Below are 20,065 nucleotides of genomic sequence, written 5' to 3' on the forward strand. Positions count from 1 at the left end.
GGATGGGCTCCGCGTGGTTGAATACACTTCCTTTACTTCGCGTGTGCCTGTGTTTGCATAAGCGTTCGCATCGAAGCGCCCGCCATTTCGCGCATCAACTGACGCGACGCCGAGAAACGCAGCGTGCGGCTCACGTCGACGGTCAACGGGCCGCTCCAGTCGAGCGAGATTTCGTAACGGTCGTCGCGCTCTATTTCGATCTCGCGCTCGCCGTCGAAGGCGAGCGTGCCGTGGCGTGCGTCGATGGGCAGCCAGTCGCCGAGTTCGAAGCGCTCGCAGGTGCGCATCGTCACGTGATCGATGCGGCCAGGCGCGATGGGCGCAAAGATAGGAACTCCGTCGCCATTTGCAACGCCATGTTCGTCGCGCAGCGCGAACGTGAGATGCAAGCCATGCGGCGCCGTGCGTTCGACGGGCGCCCATGCGCCGCCTATCGACGACAGCCCGATGCCATCGGGCGCGGCGAACGTGAGAAACAAGGACTCGATATCCGACGGCTCCGACACGGCCCGCGCGCCGACGAAGCGCTGGCGGCTCACGCACACATCGACGAGTGCGATCTCTTCGCGTCCGCGATTCGGCCCCGCGACACATCGCACGACGAGCCGTTTGTTGCGCGTCAACGCGACATTGGGCGGTACGACGCCCGACGCAACCAGGGCACCCGCCATGCCCGCGACGGTCGCTTCGCGCATGTCGGGAAACGCGTTGTTGGTGCCCGTCGACAGTGTCAGCAGCGGCACGCCGCCGCAATGCGCAGCCACCGCGCGATGCGTGCCGTCGCCGCCGAGCACGGCAATCAGCTCGACGCCTTCGAGCACCATATGCGCGGTGCCCGTGTGCGTATCGGCGACGCTATCGGTGATGGGCAGATCGATGAATTCGACTTCAGGCCAGCGCTCTGCCGTGCCCGTCGCCGCGTGTGTGTCGATTGCGCGCAGCAGCAACGCGGCGACGCCCGTGCGATCGCGCAACGTCAGCACGCGATCGACGCCGAGCGCGCCGAGTCCCGCGATCAGACGCACGACCATGTTGGCTTTCTCGGCGGTCGGGAACACGGACGCGTGCGTCGTGAGGCGGCGAATGTCGCGACCCGACGCGGGGTTCGCGATCACGCCGACGGTGATGGGCGATGCCACTGGGTTGTCTCCGTTGTGTTTATCGAGAGCGGCTTGCGTGTCGCGCACGAAGCCGTTTCGTGTGATTGGCATTACTGCAACAGCTATGCCAATCGTTCGACAAACCCGCGAAGCACGCGCAAGGCCATATACGTAAAGGGTTTCGGGCTATCGACAGTGCGTGTCGCAGGCGCCTCGGGCGTCGCATGACGCAGCGCACATGACGCACATCGCGCCTTTCGCCGCGTTGCGATCGCGGTGACGTAGCGCGCATGCGTTGCGGCATCGAACGATGCACGTCTCACTGGTGTCTCACGCATGGGTGAGACGATCGTCTCAGGCGTCTCGCGTGCTGCAATGCAGTGTGATTGCGCGGGCGGGATGTGCTACAAGAAGGTCCGCAGAAGGCATCACCCTCGGGATCAACGCGATTCATCCACCGGTATCGTCCGTTATCGACGGGAGCCGACCATGCCTTACGTCTCTCAAACCCAGCATGTCGACCGCGTGCGCGGCGCCATCGAAGGACGCCTGCCCGCGCCCGCCAATTCGTCGCGTCTCGTGTCGTCGTGGCAGCGTTCGTATGAGCAATACCAGCTCGATCCTAGTTCGGTGATCGGGCCTCGCGTGCTGACCTCGTCCGAACTGCGCGAGGTGCAAGGCAAGGAAGAAGCCTTTTTGCGTGCGTCGGGCCAGTGCCTCACGCGTCTGCACGACATGATCCGCGTGGCCGACTACTGCGTGATGCTCACCGACGCGCACGGCGTCACGATCGACTACCGCATCGACCGCGACCGGCGCGGCGACTTCAAGCATGCAGGTCTTTACATCGGCTCGTGCTGGTCGGAACGCGAGGAAGGCACGTGCGGAGTCGCGAACGTGCTGACGGATCTCGCGCCCATCACCGTGCACAAGACCGATCACTTTCGCGCGGCCTTCACGACGCTCACCTGCAGCGCATCGCCGATCTTCTCACTGACGGGCGAACTCATCGGCGTGCTCGATGCGTCAGCCGTGCAATCGCCCGACAACCGCGACAGCCAGCGGCTCGTGTTTCAGCTGGTGCGCCAGAGCGCGGCACTGATCGAAGACGGCTACTTCCTCAATCAGACGGCGCAGCATTGGGTGATCTTCGGGCACCAGAGCCGCAATTTCGTCGAGGCGCAACCGGAAGTACTGATCGCATTCGACGAATGCGGCAACATCGCAGCATCGAACCGCAAGGCGCAGGAGTGCATCGCGGGCCTGAGCGGTCCGCGTCACGTCGACGAAATCTTCGATACGTCCGCCGTGCATCTGCACGACGTGGCGCGCACCGATACGATCGTGCCGCTGCGTCTGCGCGCCACGGGTGCCGTGCTCTATGCGCGGATTCGCGCGCCGTTGAAGCGCACTTCGCGCGTTGCGCCCGTCGTGTCTTCCGCGAGCGCCGTCCATGCGTCGCTCGATGTGCATGCCGATACGAGCCTCGACGCCATCAGCCGCTTCCTGCACAGCCGCGACTCGCGCATCGCGCGCAATGCGGAAGTCGCGCTACGCATCGCGGGCAAGCATCTGCCGATTCTGATTCTCGGCGAAACGGGCGTCGGCAAGGAAGTGTTCGCGCAGGCATTGCACGCGTCGGGCGCGCGGCGCACCAAGCCGTTCGTCGCCGTGAATTGCGGCGCGATCCCCGATTCGCTGATCGAAAGCGAGCTGTTCGGTTATGCGCCGGGCGCGTTCACGGGCGCGCGCAGCCGCGGCGCGCGTGGCAAGATCGCGCAGGCGAACGGCGGCACGCTGTTCCTCGATGAGATCGGCGACATGCCGCTCAATCTGCAAACGCGCCTGTTGCGTGTGCTCGCCGAAGGCGAAGTGCTGCCGCTGGGCGGCGATGCGCCCGTGCGCGTCGATATCGACGTGATCTGCGCGACGCACCGCGATCTCGCCCGCATGGTCGATGAAGGCACGTTTCGAGAGGATCTGTTTTACCGGCTGAGCGGCGCGACGCTGCACATGCCGCCACTGCGAGAGCGCGCCGATGTGCTGGACGTCGTGCACGCGGTGTTCGATGAAGAAGCGCAAAGCGCGGGACACGTGCTCACTCTGGATGCGCGGCTCGCCGAACGCCTGTCGCGTTTCTCGTGGCCTGGCAATATCCGGCAACTGCGCAACGTGCTGCGCTACGCATGCGCGGTGTGCGATGCGACGCGCGTCGAATTGCGACATGTGTCGCCCGATGTGGCGGCGTTACTCGCGCCCGACGAAGCCGCGCCGCGCCCTGCGCTCACTAGCCTCGACGATGAGCGGGCGCGCATTGTCGAGGCGCTGACGCAGCACCACTGGCGACCGAACGCGGCAGCCGAAGCGCTCGGCATGTCGCGCGCGACGCTGTATCGACGGATTGCGAAACTGGGGATCGTCGGACCGCATCGGAGTTGATGCGTTTCAACGGTAACAGTCAACCTGCGTTGAGCGTCGCAATCTGCTCGCCCAGCTTGCGCAGGCCCTCGCGCAACTGCGGCGGATCGAGCACTTCGACATGACCGGCTAAACCGAGCAATTGCTCGGCCGCGTAGCTGAGCTGCTCGACGGGCAAGGTCACTTCCTGCCAGCCGTCCTGCTCCGAAGGCGGCGAGATCTGTGCCTGTTCGACGGCGGCCGCGCCGAGCCTGTGAAGCCGCGTCATCCCTTCCGGCGACAGCCGCAAACGCGCGGTGTGCTTGAGCAGGCTCGTCTCGAACGACTCGACGGCCGCCGTCCATTCGTCGCGCAGATCGAAACCTTCCGGACGTTCAAACGTTTCGTCGTGCACCGTGAGCTGCGCGATGCTCGACACGCGGTAGGTGCGCAACTGCGTGCGCACGCGCGTGACCAGATACCATTCGCCGCCCTTTAGCACCAGCCCGAGCGGATCGCGCACGCGCACGCCTTCGTTTTCGCCGCTGGCGTTCCACGCGCGGTATTGCATCGAGATACGCTTCTGTTCCCACACGGCGCCCGCAAGCATCGTTAGCCACGGTGTGGGCGAGGGCCGCTGATACCAGCCGACAGGATCGATATGCAGCCGCGAGCCAATGCGCGACGTATCGGGCGCGGCGTCGGGCAGCGCGGTCACGAGCTTGAGCTGCGCGGCACGTAGTTGCTCGGACAGACCGAGATCGGACGCCGCGCCTGTCAGCCCGGCGATCGACAGCGTTTCCGCTTCGGCCCGCGTGATCCCTGTCAACTTCGCGCGATATCCATCGAGCAAGGCGAAGCCGCCGCCCGGCCCGCGATCCGCGTAAACGGGCACGCCCGCCGCGCTCAGCTGGTCGATATCGCGATACACGGTGCGGATCGACACGTTGAATTCGTCGGCGAGCGCCTGCGCGGTCACACGGCCTTTCACCTGGAGCATCAACAGCATCGAAACGAGTCGGCTCGTCGCCAATTTTTGCGCTCCTTTTAATTCATGACATGGGTTGTCAGTTATTGACGAGTATAAAGGTAGTTATAGACCAAGATCATCCGGAGTGTGCGGCATGCACGTGACCTACGTAGTCCGTTTTCAGGTGTTACCCGACAAGCTCGAGCGCTTTCTGACGCTGCTGGACGGCGTGCTCGACGCAATGCGCGACGAGCACGATTTCCGTGAGGCCGTACTGCATCGCGATCCTGATTCGCCGTGTCGGCTGATGCTCTATGAGACGTGGGAGAGCCGTGAGGACGCGAGCGATGAACAGGTTCACAGGCCTTACCGTCGCAGATATCACGAGGCGCTCGCCGATCTGCTCGTGCGGCCGCGCGAAGTGACGCAATGGCACACGGTGCGCGCAGACCGGCGCGATGCGACGCCTGAATCGCTGCAATCGGGCCACGCCGAAGAACTGGCCGAGGCGCGCGCATGAGCACGCGAACGTTCGTTTCCCGTGAGAGGGCAATGCCATGACGAGGCAACACGTACGACAAAACTGGTTGACAACACATCGACGTCAAGACAAACTCGAACGCATGCTGACACTCATCACCAACGCCTACGTCATTAAAAACCGTATGGCACGCCATCGCGGCGGGCCTATGGGAGCGTGCGTGCGTTAGCATCTGCAGCAGTCAGCAAAACGATCCCAAGGCCCCGCCGGAAACGGAAGGGGCCTTTTGTTTTGGGTAAGCCTTCCGGTCTCTGGCTCAATTGACGGAGTGCATGATGGACAAGGCTTGCCAGCAGTTCACCGATGACGAATCACTCTGCTTTCCGCGCTCGCACGAAGAGCGGTTGCCGAGAGTCGTCATCCACTTTGAAGTGCAACCCGGCGCGACGATGTCGTGGCGCGTCGACGCGAACACGGAACTTCTCGTGCAAGGCGCGCGGGTGTGGTTGACGCGCGCGGCGTCGCCATACGACCACTGGTTGCAGATTGGAGAGACGTTTCGGTTGCATCGCGGCGAGCGCGTGTGGATTAGCGCGGATGGCAATGTGGCGGCACGTCTTTCGTTGACCACGCATCCGGTGAGGGTGCAGGGCAGGCTTGCGCGCCTGCTCGAGCGCTGTTCTTCGCTGGGGGCGGATATTTTTGCGCCTCGGTCGCGGTGAGTGGTTTTTTTTGCTGCGCAAGCGGGGCTGGGGTGGTTTTGATTTTTGCGTTGGATTGCTTGGTGTTTCGCTGGCGTCCGCGTTATGCCTGCACGGGGGCGTTGGCGTTCGGGGTTGCTAGCCTTTTCGCTGGCATCCGCGTTTTGTTATTGGTTCGCTAGCGTTGCCCCTGTGCGGGGCGGCACCTACTTTTCTTTGCCGCCGTGTACAGACTGGAGACATCGCTGACAGGTGTACAGGGACATGACTGACACTTTCGGGTAATCAAACGCCCGGATTCCAACCATGCCCTGGGATGTAAAAGACACCATGAATCGTCGCGAAGACTTCGTCTGCGAGGCCGCCACACAGGCGCTCCCGTTCAGCGAGCTATGCCGTAAATTCAAGATCACCCGCCAGACCGGCTACAAGTGGCTCGCCCGCCACAAGTCTGAGGGTAGCAAGGGGCTGGCCGACCGCTCCCGGCGCCCGCATCACAGCCCCACACGCTCACCGGAGCACATCGAGGCACTGGTGCTGGACCTGCGCCGCGAGCATGGCTGGGGCGGACGCAAGATCGCACGGCGCCTGCGCGATCTGGGCCAGATTGAGGTTCCCGCGCCCGCCACCATCACCGAGATCCTGCGACGCCACGGGCTCATTGACGAGCAGGCGTCCCGCCAGCGCCAGCACTGGCAACGCTTCGAGCACGAGCATCCGAACTCGTTGTGGCAGATGGACTTCAAGGGCGACTTCCCGACGCTGGAGAGCGGGCGCTGCGCGCCGCTGACGGTCATCGATGACCACTCGCGCTACAACATCGTGCTGAGCGCCTGCGCGCGCACCACCACCGGGATCGTGCAGGCAGAGCTTGAGCGGGCGTTTCGCTGCTACGGGCTGCCATCGCGCATCAACACCGACAACGGCGCGCCGTGGGGCTCGCCCAGTGCGCCGGGGCAGCTCACCGAGCTCGCGGTCTGGCTGATCCGGCTGGGCATCCAGGTGAGCTATAGCCGCCCGTATCACCCGCAGACCAATGGCAAGGATGAACGGTTTCACCGCTCGCTGAAGGCCGAAGTGCTGGAGCGGCACACGTTCACCACGCACGCGCACGTGCAGCAGGTACTGGATCGCTGGCGGCAGGTGTACAACACCGAGCGTCCGCATGAGGCACTGGACATGGCGGTGCCGGTCACCCGCTACGCGTGCAGCCTGCGCAGGATGCCGGAGCGGCTGCCCGAGCCCGAATACGGTTGCGGCGATGAAGTGCTACAGGTCAATGCAAGCGGCGTGGTGCGCGTGCGAGGCGAGAAAGTGAAGCTCTCGATTGCGCTCAAGGGGCTGCAGGTGGCAGCCCGCCCGAGCGAAAACGAAGACGGAGTGATCGAGCTCTGGTTTGCCCATCAGCGAGTCGCAAAACTTGACCTGAAGACAGTAAAACCCTGACCATCATGTGTCAGCGATGTCCCTGTACATGTGTCAACCATGTCTCCAGTCTGTACACCGCCGCAAAGAAAAGTAGGCAAAAGAAAGCGGCTAACACCGCCTGCCCATGTTCCTATCCACGGGCCCCCAACGTCCCCACGCTTCACACGGCAGTGCCCAGGCTGCTACCCGTTGCCAACGCTTCGAATGAACGCCTCACCCGCTTCGCACGCCCGTACAACGGCTAACGATCGCGAATGGTATGCGCCGCCTAGGTGGCAAACTGTGTGTAGGTTGTCGCGTCATATAACCCGGCGCTCTTACATGGTGGGGCGCATGCGCTATCGGTCCGAAGTGAGGCGTGTGAGGTGCTACGGCCTACACACAGTTTGCCACCTGGGCAGCCGTGGACTGTCTGGCGCGGCGCGCTGTAGTGCGGGCGCGTGAAGCGGGTGAGGCGCACCGCTAGAGCGCTGGCAACTATCGTGGGTCACATGGTTGCCGTGTGAAGTGTAAGAACCTTTGGGGGCCCTCAGGCAGGAACAAGAACTGGCGGTGTTAGCCGCTTTCTTTTGCCTACTTTTCTTTGCGGCGGCAAAGAAAAGTAGGTGCCGCCCCGCACAGGGGCAACGCTTGACGCACCAATAACATCACGCGAATGCCAGCGCAACAACCAGCAAACCCATAAAAAAAGGCCCGCACCCAGTACGAGCCTTCACGCGCCGCGTGACAAACGATTCAACCGCGTATCGATCAGACGCGTTCAATCGCGATAGCAATCCCCTGCCCCACCCCAATGCACATCGTGCACAACGCAAACCGGCCTTGCGTACGTTGCAACTGATACATCGCCGTGGTCACGAGCCGAGCCCCGCTCATCCCAAGCGGATGCCCCAGCGCAATCGCACCACCGTTCGGATTAACGCGCGCATCATCATCAGCAACACCAAGCGCGCGCAGCACAGCAAGACCTTGCGACGCGAACGCCTCGTTCAGCTCGATCACATCAAACTGCCCAATGTTCATGTTCAGACGCGCCAACAGCTTCTGCGTCGCAGGCGCAGGACCAATGCCCATCACCCGCGGATCAACACCCGCCGTCGCGATACCGAGCACGCGTGCGCGCGGCGTCAGGCCGAAACGCTTCGCGGTCTCGGCGTTCGCCAGCAGCAATGCCGCCGCGCCATCGTTGACGCCCGATGCATTGCCCGCCGTCACCGTGCCATCCGGACGCACGACGCCCTTCAGCTTCGCGAGCGCCTCGATGCTCGTTTCGCGCGGATGCTCGTCCTTCGATACGACGATCGCATCGCCCTTCTTCTGCGGGATCGTCACGGAGACGATTTCCTGCGCGAGCGTGCCGTCCTGCTGCGCGCGTGCCGCCTTCAACTGGCTGCGCACCGCGAACGCGTCCTGGTCGGCGCGGCTGATGTTGTAGTCCGTCGCGACGTTTTCGCCGGTTTCCGGCATCGAATCGACGCCGTACAGTTGCTTCATCAGCGGGTTGACGAAGCGCCAGCCGATCGTCGTGTCGTAGATGTCGGCCTGACGCGAGAACGCGCTCGTCGCCTTGCCCATCACGAACGGCGCGCGGCTCATGCTTTCGACGCCGCCCGCAATCATCAACCCCGCCTCGCCCGATTTGATCGCGCGCGCCGCGATGCCAACGGCATCCATGCCCGAGCCGCACAGGCGGTTCACGGTCGAACCCGGCACGTCTTTCGGCAGGCCCGCCAGCAACAGCGACATGCGCGCGACGTTGCGGTTATCTTCGCCCGCCTGGTTCGCGCAGCCGTAGATCACGTCGGCGACCGCGCTCCAGTCGACTTCCTTGTTGCGCTCCATCAGCGCCCTGAGCGGCACGGCGCCCAGATCGTCGGCGCGCACCGACGACAGCGAACCCGCGTAGCGGCCAATCGGCGTGCGAATCGCGTCGCACAGGAAAGCTTCCGTCATGAGATGTCTCCAGTAATGGCTAGCCGGCGTATCGGTGAAGGCGCCAGCGTCGGCGCCTTGGGCAGCGCCACAAAAAACGTGTCGACAAAGCAAGATTTGTTCTATACTCGAACAAACGATCATCTATCGAACATTTCAGGTTCGATAATAGGCGGGGCGCGGAAAGACTGTCAAGCGCGCCGGCGGGTGGGTGGGTCGTCGAAAACGGCAATAAAGTGCGGCGGAAACGGCAGGAATGCGTGCCCCACCGGGCTTCTGAACGGCCGGCACGCCCCGCCACATGCCCTCAGCCGTAAAGTTGGCGAATCCTGGCGCTTGCGCTATCGTCACGGCTTTCTGCAGACTAACGAACGCCCGTCCCGACGTCCGGACGTTTCGCATCGATTTCACATAGTCCCATGAGCAAAGTACCTGCCGCGTCACAAGCCGTCCCCGCCAACGAGACGGACGCCCCGGACAAACCAGGCGACTCGTATGTGCAGTCGTTCGCGCGCGGCCTCGCAGTGATTCGCGCGTTCAACGCCGAGCGCCCCGAGCAGACGCTGACGGACGTCGCATCGGCGACCGGCCTCACGCGCGCGGGCGCGCGCCGCATTCTGCTGACGCTGCAGACGCTCGGCTATGTCGAGGCGGAAGGCCGCCTGTTTCGACTGACACCGAAGATTCTCGACCTCGGCTTCGCCTATCTGACCTCGATGCCGTTCTGGAATCTCGCCGAGCCGTTCATGGAAGAACTGTCGGCGGAAGTTCACGAAAGCTGTTCGGCCGCCGTGCTCGACCGCACGGAGATCGTCTATGTGCTGCGCGTGCCGACGCACAAGATCATGACGATCAATCTGTCGATCGGTAGCCGCTTGCCGGCGTACTGCACGTCGATGGGCCGGGTGCTGCTGTCGGCGCTCGACCCGGCGACGCTCGACGCGACCCTCGACGCGTCGCCCATCGTCGCGCACACGCCGCGCACGATCACCGACAAGGATGAACTGAAGAAGGTGATCGCGCAGGTGCGCAGCCAGGGCTGGTCCGTTGTCGATCAGGAACTGGAAGGCGGGTTGATCTCGCTGTCCGCGCCGATCCGTAACCGGCGCGGACAGGTCATCGCCGCGATGAACATCAGCGGTAATGCGCAGCGCAATTCCGCGAAGCAGATGGTGAAGGCGTTTCTCGAACCGCTGCAGAAAGCCGCGCAATCGGTGTCGGACATGGTCGCGTTGCGCGGCTGACGTCGCTCGACGCCTGCGCGCAACGCACCCGATCAACGGCCCAGATAACGCTCCACCAGACGCGCCCAGTACGCCGCGCCGACAGGCAGATTGCGGTCGTTGAAATCGTAGTGCGGGTTGTGCACCATGCAGCCGTCTTCGCCGACGCCGTTGCCCAGGCGCAGGAACGAACCCGGCCGCTGTTCGAGCATGAACGCGAAGTCCTCGCTGCCCATCAGGATGTCGGCGTTCGGCTCGACGTTTTCCGCGCCGACCAGTTCGCGCGCCACCTCGATCGCGAACTCGGTTTCCGCGTCCGTGTTCACGACGACGGGATACCCTTCCACATACTCGACGTGCGCCTTGCCGCCATAACTCGCGGCCTGGCTTTCCGCGAGTTCCTTGATGCGCTCTTTCAACAGCGCGCGCACTTCCGGACTGAACGAGCGCACGCTCAATTCGAGCTTCGCGCTCGACGGAATCACGTTGTTCGCCACGCCCGAATGCATCGTGCCGACCGTCACCACGGCAGGCTGCGAAGGGTTCACGTTACGCGCGACGATGGTCTGCAGCGCCATTACGATGCTCGACGCGATCACGATGGGATCGACGGTCAGATGCGGGCGCGCCGCGTGACCACCGACGCCTTCGATCGTAATCGTCGCCTTGTCGCCCGCCGCCATGAACGCGCCCTTGCGGAACAGGAACTTGCCCGGCTCCGCGCCCGGATGGTTGTGCACGCCGAACACGGCGTCGCACGGAAACCGCTCGAACAGGCCGTCTTCGATCATCTTCTTCGCACCGCTGTCGATGCCGCTTTCCTCGGCCGGCTGAAAATACAGATGCACAGTGCCCGAAAAACGGCGCGTCTTGGCCAGATGCTGCGCGGCGCCGAGCAGCATCGTCGTGTGGCCGTCGTGGCCGCATGCGTGCATCTTGCCGTGCGTGCCGCTCGCGTACGGCAACCCCGTCTGCTCGATGATGGGCAGCGCATCCATATCCGCGCGCAAGCCGATGCTGCGCGCGCCGTCGCCCACCTTCAACGTGCCGACCACGCCCGTCTTGCCAACCCCGCGCGTCACCTGCCAACCCCACGCTTCCAGCTTTTCCGCGACGAGCGCCGCCGTTGCGACCTCTTCGTACGCGAGTTCCGGATGGTGGTGAATGTGATGGCGAATGTCGCGCAGCGCGGCGGCGGCAGGTTCGAGGTCGGCGATTTCGGTCAGGCGGGTGGCGTCGGTCATCAGGTGTACTCCGGGGTTCACGTACTGCGTCTTGCGCGCAGCGTTAAACCGCAGACTATAGCAACGCGCGACTTTTCCCGTAAGACGACGACACCTTCAGCTTACTTGACGCTTTCACTGGACGCCGACTCGGCGGCATGCGCCCGATCTTGTGTGCGCGCGAAGCCCTTTAGCACGTTGACGAACGCGAGGCCCGCTTCTTCGATCGAACCGGAATTGTCGATATGCGTCAGATGCGCGCCGTCGGGCAGCGCAAACGGCGCCTGACGCGCGAGGCGCGCCTCGACCTGCTCCCGCGTTTCACGGCCACGCGCCGACAGACGCGCCGCGAGAATATCGGGCGCCGCGTGAACATGCACGACTTCGAGATGCTGATAGCGCTTCAACGCACGCGACAGATACGCGCGCGAGCCATTGACGACGACCGTGCAGCCCCGCTCGAGCCACGCATCGATCTCGATGCCAATGCCGTAGTGCAATTCGTGACTCGACCATTCGAGCGCAAAGAGACCTCGCGCCGAGCGTGCGTCGAACTCTTCGCGGGTCAGCGCGATGTGGTTTTCGTTGTGCCCCGTCTCGCGTGTGATGTAGCGATGCGCGAACACGACGGACGTGCCCGCGACATGCTCGCGCGCGAAATGCAGCAGCGAATCCTTGCCCGCGCCCGACGGGCCGACCACATAGATCAAGCGGCCTTTCATGCGTTCTCCTGTCCTTCTTTCGCCGTGAACGCGAGCCGTTGCCACAACATGAACGGCTCGCCCGGCGCCGGCTCGACGAAGATCGCCGCACCGTCGATCGTCAACGGCCCGAGACGCTGCGCCTCGCGATGCCACCATTCGACTATCGCGGCGCGATCGGCGGCGTTGTCGAGCGAATTGGACACCGTCATATGGAAGCGGAATTCGTCGAGCACATACGGATATCCCCATTCGACGAGCAATTCGCGCTGACGTTCCGTGAGCGGCGCTTCCATGCGTTTCGCAATATCCGCTCTGGATGGCGCGACGCGCAGTGGCGTGAAGGTGCGCAGCGCATCGGCGGCGAGCGCGCGCATCTGTTCTTCACCGGATGGCGTAGCCGGACGCAGCGCAACGAAGCCGCCCAGCGTCGCCGCTTCGACGGGCAATGCAAACGGCATCTGCGTTTGCGCCCAGCTTTCCGATACGTCGAGCAGATCGGCGACCGTCACATGCTCCGCGAGATGAAACGGCGCGACCAGCGTGCCGTGCCAGCCGTAACGGCGCGGCGAGGTCGTCAGTTGCGCGAGCGGTTGCGACAGCGCGGGCGCATCATGCGGATCGAGTGATGTATCGCTTTCGGCATCACGTGCGAGCCATATCGAGCCGGCATCCCACCAGCCCGACGCGCGCGCAGGCGCGTAGTAGATCGCGAAGCGCGCCTGCGCGCTCCACGCGTTCTGCATGGCCGCGCTCATACGTCGTGCTCCACCATCAATTGCACGCGGTCGGCGGCGAAATGCGTGAAGCCGTATTTGATCGGCATGCCTTCCGTATCGACATCGACGTTCTCGACCCACAGCACCGGCTGTTGCCGGTTGATGCCAAGACGCCGCGCGACTTCCGGCTCGGGCAGCACGCTGCCGATACGGCTCCACTTGCGCAGATAGTCGGTCACGCCATACTCGGCCATCGCCCTGGTCATACCACCTTTGCGTTCGAGCACATCGGGCAGATCGACGAACCGTGCAGCCGGATAGAAGCTGCGCGAGTAGGTGAGAGGTACGCCGTCCGCTGCATGCACCGACTCGATGCGGTAGACGAACGCCCCCGCTCGCAGACCCAACGCCTTCGCGACAGTCGGATCCGCCTTCACGCGCGCCGCCGATAGCAACATCGCGTCCGCCGGCGAATGATGTTGCTGACGCAAGTTTTCGGTGAAGCGCGTGCGACGGCCGATCGTGTAATCGATCGCGCCCGGCTGCACGAACGTGCCGCGTCCCTGTTCGACGCTGACGAGCCCTTGGGCCGCAAGACCCAGCATTGCGCGGCGGATGGTATGGCGGTTCACGTCGAAGCGTTTGGCCAGTTCGCCTTCGCTCGGCAGACGCCCGTCGTCGCCGAAACCGCTTGCCGCAATCTCTTTCGCGAGTATCTGCTCGATCTGCCGCCACACGGCGACGCCCGCTCCCCGCTCTAGCATCGTGCCCGGCGCCGCGTCGTCGTTCGATGTCATGGTGCTGTCATTCCCTTCGGTTCCAATAAGCGTTCTGTGCATTGTAGTCCGCGTGCCGTGGCGGAAATATGAAACTGCGCCTTCTGTCACGAGCAAGCGACAGTTTAGCTCTAAACGTCTAGACGTTTAGACGAATAGATGCTCAAATGTCTGGACTCGCCACCGAGTATCCCTTCTCCAGGAAACTTCCAGGAAACCCGATGAGTGCCGCCGCCTCTCCTCCTTTAGCTGACTCCCCCGCTTCCGCCAACCCTGCCCGCCGCGCGTGGATGGCAGTCATGGCCCGCTCCGCACGCACCGATCTCGAAGCCGCATTGAACCGCGCAATGGAAGGCCTGCCGCTTCCCGCATTCGACTGGCTGCGTCCGCCCGAAATCGGGCTGGCGATGGTGCGCGGGCGGGTCGGCGGCACGGGCGACGCGTTCAATCTCGGCGAAGCGACCGTGACGCGCGCGACGCTGCGTCTGCGCGACGAATCGGATGAAGGCACCACCGTTGGCGTTGCCTGTCATCTGGGCCGCGACCGCCGCCGCGCCGAACTCGCTGCTATTGCAGACGCGCTGCTGCAAACGCCGCAGCATCACGCACGATTGCAGGCGCAACTGATTGCGCCGCTCGCTTCGCAGCTCGCGGCGAAACAGGCGCAACGCCAGCAGGACGCTGCATCGACGCGCGTCGAATTCTTCACGATGGTCCGAGGCGACTGATGAACACTTCCGCTCAATCTCCGCAGATCGCGCTGTCGACGCTGACGCCGGGCTTCACTGACCCTGTGCACGACACCCAATCCGTGTTCCGCACGCTGCTCGATACGCTGTCGCGTCCGGGCAAGATCGGCACGATCGACAATGTCTTGCCTGCATCCCGCAGCGACGCGCGCAACACGCTGCCGCACGCGCGCGCCGATCTCGCCGCGTTTGCCGCGCTGCTCGCGCTGTGCGACTACTCGACGCCCGTCTGGCTCGCGCAGCCCGACGCCGTGCTCGGCTCCGCGTTGCGCTTTCACACGGGCGCGCCGCTCGTCGACGAACCGCAAGACGCCGCCTTCGCCTATGTCCACGACGCGAGCACGTTGCCGCCGCTGTCGTGCTTCGCGCTCGGCGAGCCGGAAACGCCGGAACAATCGGTGACGCTGATCGTGCGCGTCGATTCCTTGACGCAAGGTTCGCCTGTCGTGTTGCGCGGTCCCGGCATCGAACACACGCACACGATCGCGCCCGCCGGACTGCCCGAGCGCTTCTGGCGCGAACGCGCCGAACTCGCGCCGCTCTTTCCGTGCGGCATCGACTGTTATCTCGTCTGCGGCGACACGTTGATCGGCTTGCCGCGCACAACCCACGTGGAGCTCAACTAATGTACGTTGCCGTCAAAGGTGGAGAGCGCGCGATCGAAGCATCGTGGCGCCTGCTCGACAAGGCACGCCGCGGCGACACGCAGTTCGCCGAATTGAGCGTTGCGCAGATTCGTACGCAGCTGCGGCTCGCCGTCGCGCGCGTGATGACGGAAGGCTCCGTCTACGACGAAGAGCTTGCGGCGCTGGCGATCAAGCAGGCCGCGGGCGATCTCGTCGAGGCGATCTTCCTGTTGCGCGCGTATCGCACGACGCTGCCGCGCTTCGGCTACACGCAGCCCGTCGATACGGAAGACATGCGGATCGAACGGCGCATCTCCGCGACCTTCAAGGATGTGCCCGGCGGACAGATGCTCGGCGCGACCTACGACTACACACAGCGTCTGCTCGACTTCACGCTGCTGGCCGAAGGTGACGGCGAAAGCGCGCTGAACGTCAAGCGCACCGAACCCGCCGCGCAGGACGCCATGCCACGCGTCGTCTCGCTGCTCGACAAGGAAGGCCTGATCGAACAGGAGCGCGTATCGGAAGACGCGCCCGAACCCGGCGACCTGTCGCGCGAGCCGTTGTCGTTTCCTGCCAGCCGCGCGACGCGCCTGCAAAACCTCGCGCGCGGCGATGAAGGCTTCCTGCTCGCAATGGGCTACGCGACGCAACGCGGTTACGCGCACTCGCATCCGTTCGCGGGCGAAATCCGCTTCGGCACGGTCGCGGTCGAAATGGAACCCGACGAACTGGGCGTTGCCGTCGAGATCGGCGAAATCGACGTCACCGAATGCCAGATGATCAACCAGTTCGCGGGCAGCAGCGAAGTGCCGCCGACCTTCACGCAAGGCTATGGTCTCGCGTTCGGTCATTCCGAGCGCAAGGCAATGGCGATGGCACTCGTCGATCGCGCCTTGCGTGCGGAAGAACTCGGCGAAACGATCGGCTCGCCGACGCAGGACGTCGAATTCATGCTGTCGCATAGCGACAACGTCGAAGCGTCGGGCTTCGTGCAGCATCTGAAACTGCCGCATTACGTCGACTTCCAGTCCGAACTCGAACTCGTGCGACGCTTGCGCGCCAAGCATGCTGCACGCGACGACGACAACGATCAACAGGAGCAAGCGGCATGAACGCGCCCGACACGACGATGCAAACGGCCGCGCACGACAGCGCCGCCGAAGGCTACAACTTCGCCTACCTCGACGAACAGACCAAGCGCATGATCCGCCGCGCGCTGTTGAAAGCCGTGGCCGTGCCTGGCTATCAGGTGCCGTTCGCGTCGCGCGAAATGCCGTTGCCGTATGGTTGGGGAACGGGCGGCATTCAGGTGACGGCGTCGATCATCGGGCGCGACGACACGCTCAAGGTGATAGACCAGGGCTCCGACGAAACGACCAACGCGGTCAACATTCGCCGCTTCTTCGCGCGTACGACAGGCGTCAACACCACGCGCAAGACGAGCGAAGCGACCATCGTGCAGACGCGTCACCGCATCCCCGAAACGCCGCTCACCGACAAGCAGATTCTCGTCTATCAGGTGCCGATGCCCGAGCCGCTGTATCGGCTGGAGCCGCGCACGGCCGAATGCAAGAAGCTGCACGCGCTTGCTGACTATGGCCTCATCAGCGTGAAGTTGTATGAAGACATCGTGCATCACGGCAGCATCGCGACGACGTACGACTACCCGGTGATCGTCAACGGGCGCTACCTCGCGTCGCCGTCGCCGATTCCGAAGTACGACAACCCGAAGATGCATATGAACCCCGCACTGCAACTGTTCGGCGCGGGACGCGAGCAGCGCATCCACGCGATTCCGCCTTTTACGCCGGTAAAAAGCCTCGATTTCGACGACCATCCGTTCGAAGTGCAGCGCTGGGATCATGCCTGCGCGTTGTGCGGATCGACGGAAAGCTTCCTCGACGAAATGATCGTCGACGATGCGGGCAAGCGCATGTTCGTCTGCTCCGACAGCGACTATTGCCACGACCGCCGCGAACAGCAAGGCACTGAAAACAGCGAAGGAGAGAGCGCATGACGCCGCTTCTGAGCGCACGCGCGCTCACCAAACAGTACGGCGGCCGCAACGGTTGCCGCAATGTCAGCTTCGATCTGTATCCGGGCGAAGTGCTGTGCATCGTCGGCGAATCGGGTTCGGGCAAAACGACGCTGCTTAACACGCTCGCGCTCCGTAATACCGCCGATTCCGGCACGCTGCACTATGCGAGCGCGCACGGCGAGACGCTCGATCTGCTTGCCTTGTCCGAGCCGCGCAAGCGTCTTCTGATGCGCACCGAGTGGGGTTTCGTGCAGCAGAATCCGCGCGACGGGCTGCGCAACGGCGTGTCGGCGGGCGCGAATATCGGCGAGCCGTTGATGGCTGTCGGCGCGCGCCATTACGGCAAGATTCGTGACACGGCCACGCAATGGATGGCGCGCGTCGAACTCGATGCATCGCGTATCGACGAATTGCCTTCCGCGTTTTCGGGCGGCATGCAGCAGCGTCTGCAGATCGCCCGCAATCTCGTCACGGGGCCGCGTCTCGTGTTCATGGACGAACCCACCGCGGGTCTCGATGTGTCCGTGCAGGCGCGTCTGCTCGATCTGCTGCGCACGTTGACATCGACGCTGCATCTGTCCGTGCTGATCGTCACGCACGATATCGGCGTCGCGCGCCTGCTCGCGCACCGGCTGATGGTGATGCAAGGCGGCGAAGTGGTCGAGGCCGGTCTCACCGATCAGGTGCTCGACGACCCGCAGCATCCGTACACGCAGACGCTGGTTTCCTCCGTTCTCCCCGTTTGAGGTCTCACGCGATGACAACGTCCATCGAAACATCGTTCATCGACAACGACGCGCTGATGCTGCGCGCCGTCGGTATCGGCAAGACCTTCACGCTACACGGCCAGGGTGGCGTGCAGATCGACGCGCTCGCGGGCGTGTCGCTCGACGTCGAACGCGGCGAGTGCGTCGTGCTGGTCGGGCCGTCGGGCGCGGGCAAGAGCACGTTCTTGCGCTGCCTGTACGGCAACTATCTGGCGAGTGCGGGCACGATCGCGATTCGCGACGACGCGCAGCAAGCTAAACATTTGCGGATCACGGGCGCCGAACCGCGCGACGTGCTGCATTTGCGGCGCGGCGTGGTCGGCTACGTGAGCCAGTTTCTGCGCGTGATTCCTCGCGTGAGCACGCTCGATCTCGTCGCCGAGCCTTTGGTTTCGCGCGGCGTCGATGAAGACGAAGCACATGCGCGCGCCGCCGCCTTGCTCGCGCGGCTCAACGTGCCCGAACGGTTGTGGCCGCTTGCGCCCGCAACGTTTTCGGGCGGCGAGCAACAGCGCGTGAACATTGCGCGCGGGCTGATCGCCGGGCATCCCGTGTTGCTGCTCGATGAGCCGACCGCTTCGCTCGATGCGGAAAACCGCGACATCGTCGCCGATCTGATCGTCGAGGCGCGCGGGCGCGGCGCGGCGATCGTCGGCATCTTCCACGATGAAGACACGCGCGCGAAGGTCGCCACACGCAGGCTGGAATTGACGCCACCGCTGCGTCACGCAACGGCATTACACTGATATCGATCCGCTACGGAGCATCGACATGTTGATCAAGAACGCCCGCGTCGTTACGCGGGACGAAGTATTCACAGGCGTCGTGCGCGTCGAGGACGGCGTGATTCGCGACGTCGCGCGCGGCACGACGTCGGCTGCGGACGCGCAGGACTGGGAGGGCGACTATCTGCTGCCGGGCCTGATCGAACTGCACACGGACAATCTGGAGAAGCATCTGTTGCCGCGGCCGGGCGTCGAATGGAATACGGATGCCGCGTTCGTGATTCACGACGCACAGGTCGCCGCTGCAGGCATCACGACCGTGTTCGACGCGCTCGCAATCGGCTCGCGCTCGAACGTCGGCTTGCGCCGCGCCGATACGCAAACGCGCTGCGCCGAAGCGCTGCAGCGTTTCTCCGAGCGCAAGCTGCTGCGCGCCGAGCACTTTCTGCATCTGCGCTGCGAAATCGCAACGGCCGATGTCGTCGAACTGTTCGATGCGCTCAAGGGCCATCCGCTGCTGCGTCTCGCGTCGGTGATGGATCACACGCCCGGACAGCGCCAGTGGCATGACCGCGAGCAGTGGCGCCGCTTCCAGGAGCGCCACGGCAAGATGACGGACGAGCACATGGCCGCGACGCTCGTCGAACTCGAAGACGAACAGCAGCGTTTCGCGGATGCGCACCGCCGCGAGATCGTCGAGCGCTGCAAGGCGCTGGGCGTGCCCGTCGCGAGCCACGACGATACGCTCGTCGAGCACGTGCAGCAGGCCGCCGAAGAAGGCATCGTGCTCGCCGAATTCCCGACCACGCGCATCGCCGCCGAAGCCGCGCATCGCCACGGCATCGCGACCATCATGGGTGCGCCGAACATCGTGCGCGGCGGCTCGCATTCGGGCAACGTGTCGGCGCTGGAACTGGCCAAGGCGGATCTGCTCGACATCCTGTCGTCGGACTATGTGCCGTCCAGTCTGCTGACGGCCGCGTTCGAACTCGTCGAAAAAGCCGGCTGGAGCCTGCCTCGCGCGATGGCGACCGTGTCGGCGGAACCGGCGCGCACAGCTGGGCTGCACGACCGCGGCGCGATCGAAGCCGGGCTGCGCGCGGATTTCGTGCGCGTCACCATGCTCGACGCATTGCCGGTGCCGCGCGCGACCTATCGCGGCGGCGAGCGGATCGTCTGATCGCCGCCTTCACCTCGTCGACGACCTAAGCGCTTGAACGAAAAGCGTTTGCCGCACTGCCGCATGGGCGGCAAACGCCTGTTTCGCCTTCTGTTCGCCTTCGTTTTGCTTTCAGAACGACCTTCCTGCCCCATATCACAAAACCGCCCGTTAGAGGCAATACTCCTGTGCCATCCGGTGTTTCACTAGCACCGCAAATATTTTGATTTGTTAAGCTTGGCGCGCGTTGCTGGCTGGGCCAGCCGGCAACCACATAGAGACAAGCCCGGCACAACGGCCGGGCAACGTCGCGCAGCGGCACAACCGCATGCGGGACACTTTGAACC

Annotated in this window: 19 protein-coding genes; 12 read left to right on the forward strand and 7 right to left on the reverse strand. The window is 64.0% G+C overall.

What is annotated here, in order from left to right; translation table 11 throughout:
- Positions 1-32: 32 nt before the first annotated feature.
- Entirely contained in the window at positions 33-1,139 is a 1,107-nt protein-coding gene (locus PPGU16_RS21770; RefSeq protein WP_180724841.1) for an ATP-NAD kinase family protein, read from the reverse strand.
- Between the two features lie 450 nt (positions 1,140-1,589).
- On the opposite strand from PPGU16_RS21770, the gene PPGU16_RS21775 reads away from it, so the two are divergent.
- A complete protein-coding gene (locus PPGU16_RS21775; protein ID WP_180724842.1) occupies positions 1,590-3,539 on the forward strand; it encodes a sigma-54-dependent Fis family transcriptional regulator in 1,950 nt (649 codons plus the stop codon).
- A gap of 19 nt (positions 3,540-3,558) precedes the next feature.
- Here the strand turns inward: PPGU16_RS21775 and PPGU16_RS21780 are convergent, their stop codons facing one another.
- A complete protein-coding gene (locus PPGU16_RS21780; protein WP_180724844.1) occupies positions 3,559-4,530 on the reverse strand; it encodes a helix-turn-helix transcriptional regulator in 972 nt (323 codons plus the stop codon).
- A 91-nt stretch (positions 4,531-4,621) separates the two neighbouring features.
- On the opposite strand from PPGU16_RS21780, the gene PPGU16_RS21785 reads away from it, so the two are divergent.
- The 3 genes from PPGU16_RS21785 to PPGU16_RS21795 all read left to right on the forward strand — a co-directional run bounded on the left by PPGU16_RS21785 (position 4,622) and on the right by PPGU16_RS21795 (position 7,095).
- Positions 4,622-4,987, forward strand: coding sequence for a putative quinol monooxygenase (locus tag PPGU16_RS21785; protein WP_180724846.1), 366 nt, complete (start codon positions 4,622-4,624; stop codon positions 4,985-4,987).
- 296 nt (positions 4,988-5,283) lie between these two features.
- The gene (locus tag PPGU16_RS21790; RefSeq protein WP_180724849.1) at positions 5,284-5,670 is read left to right on the forward strand and encodes a DUF2917 domain-containing protein; all 387 of its coding nucleotides are present in this window, start codon (positions 5,284-5,286) and stop codon (positions 5,668-5,670) included.
- Positions 5,671-5,955: 285 nt separating this feature from the next.
- Positions 5,956-7,095, forward strand: a complete 1,140-nt coding sequence (locus tag PPGU16_RS21795; protein ID WP_180720102.1) for an IS481 family transposase — start codon at positions 5,956-5,958, stop codon at positions 7,093-7,095.
- A 732-nt stretch (positions 7,096-7,827) separates the two neighbouring features.
- Here PPGU16_RS21795 and pcaF read toward each other — a convergent pair.
- Entirely contained in the window at positions 7,828-9,030 is a 1,203-nt protein-coding gene (gene pcaF, locus PPGU16_RS21800; protein ID WP_180724851.1) for a 3-oxoadipyl-CoA thiolase, read from the reverse strand.
- Positions 9,031-9,428: 398 nt separating this feature from the next.
- Between pcaF and PPGU16_RS21805 the strand changes: the two genes are divergently transcribed.
- A complete protein-coding gene (locus PPGU16_RS21805; RefSeq protein ID WP_180724852.1) occupies positions 9,429-10,253 on the forward strand; it encodes an IclR family transcriptional regulator in 825 nt (274 codons plus the stop codon).
- Between the two features lie 32 nt (positions 10,254-10,285).
- Here PPGU16_RS21805 and PPGU16_RS21810 read toward each other — a convergent pair whose 3' ends face one another.
- The 4 genes from PPGU16_RS21810 to phnF all read right to left on the reverse strand — a co-directional run bounded on the left by PPGU16_RS21810 (position 10,286) and on the right by phnF (position 13,672).
- Positions 10,286-11,476: a M20 aminoacylase family protein gene (locus tag PPGU16_RS21810; protein WP_180724854.1), complete on the reverse strand. Its 1,191-nt coding sequence runs from the start codon at positions 11,474-11,476 to the stop codon at positions 10,286-10,288.
- A gap of 101 nt (positions 11,477-11,577) precedes the next feature.
- Entirely contained in the window at positions 11,578-12,177 is a 600-nt protein-coding gene (phnN, locus tag PPGU16_RS21815) for a phosphonate metabolism protein/1,5-bisphosphokinase (PRPP-forming) PhnN (RefSeq protein WP_180724856.1), read from the reverse strand.
- A complete protein-coding gene (locus PPGU16_RS21820) occupies positions 12,174-12,914 on the reverse strand; it encodes a DUF1045 domain-containing protein (protein ID WP_180724857.1) in 741 nt (246 codons plus the stop codon). Before PPGU16_RS21820 ends, phnN begins: the two co-directional genes overlap by 4 nt.
- On the reverse strand, positions 12,911-13,672 hold the full coding sequence (phnF, locus tag PPGU16_RS21825) for a phosphonate metabolism transcriptional regulator PhnF (RefSeq protein WP_180724859.1): 762 nt from the start codon (positions 13,670-13,672) through the stop codon (positions 12,911-12,913). The genes PPGU16_RS21820 and phnF overlap by 4 nt, the downstream gene beginning before the upstream one ends.
- A 200-nt stretch (positions 13,673-13,872) precedes the next feature.
- Here phnF and phnG point away from each other — a divergent pair, with 200 nt between their 5' ends.
- The 7 genes from phnG to PPGU16_RS21860 are packed head-to-tail and all read left to right on the forward strand — an operon-like array spanning position 13,873 to position 19,739.
- A complete protein-coding gene (gene phnG, locus PPGU16_RS21830) occupies positions 13,873-14,379 on the forward strand; it encodes a phosphonate C-P lyase system protein PhnG (RefSeq protein ID WP_180724861.1) in 507 nt (168 codons plus the stop codon).
- A complete protein-coding gene (phnH, locus tag PPGU16_RS21835) occupies positions 14,379-15,026 on the forward strand; it encodes a phosphonate C-P lyase system protein PhnH (protein WP_180724863.1) in 648 nt (215 codons plus the stop codon). The genes phnG and phnH overlap by 1 nt, the downstream gene beginning before the upstream one ends.
- A complete protein-coding gene (locus PPGU16_RS21840; protein WP_180724865.1) occupies positions 15,026-16,141 on the forward strand; it encodes a carbon-phosphorus lyase complex subunit in 1,116 nt (371 codons plus the stop codon). The genes phnH and PPGU16_RS21840 overlap by 1 nt, the downstream gene beginning before the upstream one ends.
- Complete coding sequence (locus PPGU16_RS21845) at positions 16,138-17,046, forward strand: alpha-D-ribose 1-methylphosphonate 5-phosphate C-P-lyase PhnJ (protein ID WP_180724867.1); 909 nt, start codon at positions 16,138-16,140, stop codon at positions 17,044-17,046. Before PPGU16_RS21840 ends, PPGU16_RS21845 begins: the two co-directional genes overlap by 4 nt.
- Positions 17,043-17,813, forward strand: coding sequence for a phosphonate C-P lyase system protein PhnK (gene phnK / locus PPGU16_RS21850; RefSeq protein ID WP_180724868.1), 771 nt, complete (start codon positions 17,043-17,045; stop codon positions 17,811-17,813). Before PPGU16_RS21845 ends, phnK begins: the two co-directional genes overlap by 4 nt.
- Positions 17,814-17,824: 11 nt before the next feature.
- Entirely contained in the window at positions 17,825-18,580 is a 756-nt protein-coding gene (gene phnL, locus PPGU16_RS21855) for a phosphonate C-P lyase system protein PhnL (RefSeq protein WP_180724870.1), read from the forward strand.
- Positions 18,581-18,605: 25 nt separating this feature from the next.
- Complete coding sequence (locus PPGU16_RS21860; protein WP_180724872.1) at positions 18,606-19,739, forward strand: alpha-D-ribose 1-methylphosphonate 5-triphosphate diphosphatase; 1,134 nt, start codon at positions 18,606-18,608, stop codon at positions 19,737-19,739.
- The last annotated feature ends 326 nt before the right edge of the window (positions 19,740-20,065 follow it).

The sequence above is a fragment of the Paraburkholderia largidicola genome, assembly GCF_013426895.1.
Lineage (GTDB): Bacteria > Pseudomonadota > Gammaproteobacteria > Burkholderiales > Burkholderiaceae > Paraburkholderia > Paraburkholderia largidicola.

Coding starts and splice junctions, on each gene's coding strand:
- PPGU16_RS21775 (WP_180724842.1), top strand. CDS start 1,590: ATGCCTTACGTCTCTCAAACCCAGCATGTCGACCGCGTGCGCGGCGCC.
- PPGU16_RS21785 (WP_180724846.1), top strand. CDS start 4,622: ATGCACGTGACCTACGTAGTCCGTTTTCAGGTGTTACCCGACAAGCTC.
- PPGU16_RS21790 (WP_180724849.1), top strand. CDS start 5,284: ATGGACAAGGCTTGCCAGCAGTTCACCGATGACGAATCACTCTGCTTT.
- PPGU16_RS21795 (WP_180720102.1), top strand. CDS start 5,956: ATGCCCTGGGATGTAAAAGACACCATGAATCGTCGCGAAGACTTCGTC.
- pcaF (WP_180724851.1), bottom strand. CDS start 9,030: ATGACGGAAGCTTTCCTGTGCGACGCGATTCGCACGCCGATTGGCCGC.
- PPGU16_RS21805 (WP_180724852.1), top strand. CDS start 9,429: ATGAGCAAAGTACCTGCCGCGTCACAAGCCGTCCCCGCCAACGAGACG.
- PPGU16_RS21810 (WP_180724854.1), bottom strand. CDS start 11,476: ATGACCGACGCCACCCGCCTGACCGAAATCGCCGACCTCGAACCTGCC.
- phnN (WP_180724856.1), bottom strand. CDS start 12,177: ATGAAAGGCCGCTTGATCTATGTGGTCGGCCCGTCGGGCGCGGGCAAG.
- PPGU16_RS21820 (WP_180724857.1), bottom strand. CDS start 12,914: ATGAGCGCGGCCATGCAGAACGCGTGGAGCGCGCAGGCGCGCTTCGCG.
- phnF (WP_180724859.1), bottom strand. CDS start 13,672: ATGACATCGAACGACGACGCGGCGCCGGGCACGATGCTAGAGCGGGGA.
- phnG (WP_180724861.1), top strand. CDS start 13,873: ATGAGTGCCGCCGCCTCTCCTCCTTTAGCTGACTCCCCCGCTTCCGCC.
- phnH (WP_180724863.1), top strand. CDS start 14,379: ATGAACACTTCCGCTCAATCTCCGCAGATCGCGCTGTCGACGCTGACG.
- PPGU16_RS21840 (WP_180724865.1), top strand. CDS start 15,026: ATGTACGTTGCCGTCAAAGGTGGAGAGCGCGCGATCGAAGCATCGTGG.
- PPGU16_RS21845 (WP_180724867.1), top strand. CDS start 16,138: ATGAACGCGCCCGACACGACGATGCAAACGGCCGCGCACGACAGCGCC.
- phnK (WP_180724868.1), top strand. CDS start 17,043: ATGACGCCGCTTCTGAGCGCACGCGCGCTCACCAAACAGTACGGCGGC.
- phnL (WP_180724870.1), top strand. CDS start 17,825: ATGACAACGTCCATCGAAACATCGTTCATCGACAACGACGCGCTGATG.
- PPGU16_RS21860 (WP_180724872.1), top strand. CDS start 18,606: ATGTTGATCAAGAACGCCCGCGTCGTTACGCGGGACGAAGTATTCACA.